At 59.7% G+C, this 3,530-nt stretch carries 1 protein-coding gene; it reads left to right on the top strand.

The features are described 5' to 3' along the window. The first annotated feature begins 493 nt into the window (after nt 1-493). The gene (locus T3A99_RS07770) at nt 494-2,962 is read left to right on the top strand and encodes a TonB-dependent siderophore receptor (RefSeq protein WP_274091408.1); all 2,469 of its coding nucleotides are present in this window, start codon (nt 494-496) and stop codon (nt 2,960-2,962) included. Nucleotides 2,963-3,530: the final 568 nt, after the last annotated feature.

Genomic DNA, 3,530 nt, shown 5'->3' with positions numbered 1-3,530 from the left:
CATGGCATGAACAAAAAGGCCTTTTTTAAGTTCTCGTTCCCCCGCTCTGCGTGGGAATGCATTCCGTGACGCTCTGCGTCACCTTCCAGGGGCGGAACGCGAAGCGTCCCTGGCGGCATTCCCACGCGGGAGCGTGGGAACGATCGAAAGGCAGCTGACACTCGCATGAAACAAAAGGCCGGCGCCCCTCTGCGCCGGCTTTTTTTTAACTTTTTTCGCGAATGATAAATAAACTCATTCCGGTTTTTGGCAGGTGCTGCGTCTTACTTAGGTATGTGGACAAATCGGGTCGGGCAGGACGCTCAGGCACCGGATGTGTTCAGCAAAAATTTCGCCGTCGTCCAGCCGGATGACCGTGCCCGGGGAGGGGCCGGTCGGCCCCGCACTGACACATTGCCCTTGGGGCAATCGACCGTGCGGGTTCTCTCGTGCTGGCGAGCGGCGGGCCTTTCGGCCCCATGGACTTTTACTTCTACCAATAATAGAGAGCACGATGTCATCCATTCATGAGTTGAAACCTCTGTTCAAGGCACTCGTCATGTCCCGCGGCCTGCGTTCGCGTCGGGTGTTGACCGGTCTGGGGCTGGTCTGCCTGCTGCCACTCAGCGCTCAGGTGATGGCTGAAGACGTCAGCGTCGACATCCCTGCGCAATCGCTGCCCCAGGCACTGCAAGCGTTCGGTCAGCAGACCAACCAGCAAGTGATCTACAACGCCGGCGATATGGCCGGGCTGAAAAGCAACCGCGTCAGCGGCAAGATGAGCCCGCAGGCGGCCCTCACCGAATTGCTCAAGGGCACGGGGGTGCGGTACAGCGTTGAGGGCAATACCCTGATGCTGCTGCGCGGTTCTGCCACTGGGTCCCTTGAGCTGGGCGCGACCACCGTCAAGGCACAGGAGCTGGTGGCGACGACCGAAGGCAGCAAGTCATACACCAGTAACGCCGTGACCATCGGCAAGGGCACCCATACCCTCAAGGAAATTCCTCAGTCGATCACCGTGATGACGCGTAAGCAGATGGATGACCAGAACCTGGTCAACCTCAAGGACGCCGTCAACCAGACCACCGGCATCGTCGGCCTGCAGGGCGTTGGCCAAGGCATGATCCTGTCGTCACGCGGCTTCCAGATCGACGATTGGCAATACGATGGTGTGCCGATCCTGCGTAACAATTATTCGCTGGGCAACTGGGCGACCCAGGACCTGATCTTCTTCGACCGCCTGGAAATCATGCGCGGCGCCTCCGGCCTGCTGCAAGGCACCGGCAGCCCCGGTGGTGCCGTCAATCTGGTGCGCAAGCGTGGCCAGAACGCACCGACCGTGACCCTGACCGGCAAGGCCGGCTCCTGGGATCACTACGGTCTGCAACTGGACGCTGGCGGCCCGCTGAACCAGGCCGGCAACATCCGCGGTCGCATCGTCGTCGACGAAGACCAGAGCAATTCATTCGTCGACCATGCGTGGAGCAAGACTCACTCGCTGTACGGCGCGCTGGACGTCGACCTGAGCGAAGACACCACCCTGGGTTTCGCGGTCAGCCAATCCAACGGCGAATCGCGGGGCAACATCCGCGGCCTGCCACGCTACGCCGATGGCAGGATGCCGGACGTGTCGCGCTCGACCTACACGGGGGCGCGCTGGAACCGCTCCGAAATCGACGTCACCACCCTCTACGCCGATCTGGAGCACCGCTTCAATGAGGACTGGGCGTTCAAGGTCGGCGCGGTGCACATGAGCGAAGACAACCAGGCGAAAAACCAGCGCGTCCAAAGGGGAGGTGGTCTCCTGCCTGATGGCAGCGGCGTGCAATATGCCGACTTCCTGACCGATTTCCAGTCCACGAAGGCCGGTCTCGACATGAACCTGACCGGCAAGTTCGAAGCCTTGTCGATGGAGCAGGAAGTCATGCTGGGCGGCAACTACTCCCAGCTGGAAACCGATGACCGCTACGCCCGTACATTCAACAACACCAGCGACTCCATCTTCGACATCGACAATGACCGTCCGGACATCAGCTACGACAGTTTGATCGCCGCGGGTGGCCAGGGCACCCTCAGCAAATACGATATTCGCCAGAAGGGCGTGTACGGCACCTGGCGCGTCAAGCCGGTGGACGATCTGACGCTGGTGCTGGGTTCCCGGGTCAGCTGGTATGACTACAGCTACAAGTCGAAAACCGAAAACTCAGCCGGTATCACAGGCAACGCGCCAAGCACCGGAACTGAAACCGGAGTGGTCACGCCCTACGCGGGCATCATCTATGACCTGAGCCGTGAATGGGCCGTGTATGCCAGTTATACCGACGTGTTCCAGCCGCAGACCAATCGCGATGCCAACGGTTCGGTGCTCAAGCCGATAGTCGGCACCAACTACGAAGTCGGCCTCAAGGGCGAGTTGATGGACGGTCGGGTCAATACCTCCCTGGCGATCTTCCGCTACGACCATGAGAACCGTGCCATCAACGACGGTGGTTCGGGGTGTGGCGGCTCGGGTTGCTCGGTAGCCTCGGGCAAAGTGCGCAGCCAGGGTATCGACGCCGAAATCAGTGGTGAAGTGATAGACAACCTGCAGCTGTTCGCGGGTTACACCTACAACACCACCAAGTACCTGGAGGACCCGGACAATGAAGGGAGTATTTTCAGCACCTGGACGCCGAAACACATGCTGCGCGTGTGGGGCAACTACCAGTTCACCGGCGACTGGAGCCGTGTCAGCACCGGCTTGGGCTTCACCAGCCAAAGCCACACGATGGTTTACGACTACGATCGTGAAGTCCCGGGTTACACCGTATGGAACGCCCGCGTCGGCTACCAACTGACGCCGGAAATCGCCTTGGCGGTCAACGCCAACAACCTGTTCGACAAGACGTACATTACGTCCGCCTACAACCAGCTCAATGGCAACAACAACTTCGGTGATCCACGCAACCTGATGTTCAGCGTGACGTACAAACCGCAGTTCTGATCCTCGCGGGAATGAATAGACCTGCCTTGTGGGTGGTGCTGTTCACTTAAGGAAACGGCGCTTTTCGAGACGGGAAAGCGCCGTTTTTTTTGCCAAGGTGCCCACTGCGCAATGCCTGCGTTCGGCCAGCGTGGTTAACGGGGCGCCGAGATCAACGTCCGACGCGAGGCGGCCTTATAGCCGACCTGTTCTTACGGGGGAACTCAATCCAATTGTGGGAGCGAGCTTGCTCGCGAAAGCGGCGGGTCAGCTTGCGAGGATGTTGGATGTGCCGACGTCATCGCGAGCAGGCTCGCTCCCACATGAGTTTGCTGGTGTCCTCAGCATCTGCAAACGACACNNNNGGATGTTGGATGTGCCGACGTCATCGCGAGCAGGCTCGCTCCCACATGAGTTTGCTGGTGTCCTCAGCATCTGCAAACGACACAAAAACCTGTGGGAGCGAGCTTGCTCGCGAAAGCGGCGGGTCAGTTTGCGTTGATGTTGGATGTGCCGACGTCATCGCGAGCAAGCTCGCTCCCACATGAGTTTGCTGGTGCTCTCAGCATCTGCAAACGACACAAAAATC

The organism is Pseudomonas sp. N-137 (assembly GCF_034555295.1).
Lineage (GTDB): Bacteria > Pseudomonadota > Gammaproteobacteria > Pseudomonadales > Pseudomonadaceae > Aquipseudomonas > Aquipseudomonas rhizophila.
Note: the sequence above shows the minus strand (reverse complement) of the source record. Positions and strands in the feature narration are given on the sequence as shown.

What these genes read in the sequence shown, in the direction of transcription:
- T3A99_RS07770 (WP_274091408.1), top strand. Translation starts at nt 494, where the DNA reads ATGTCATCCATTCATGAGTTGAAACCTCTGTTCAAGGCACTCGTCATG.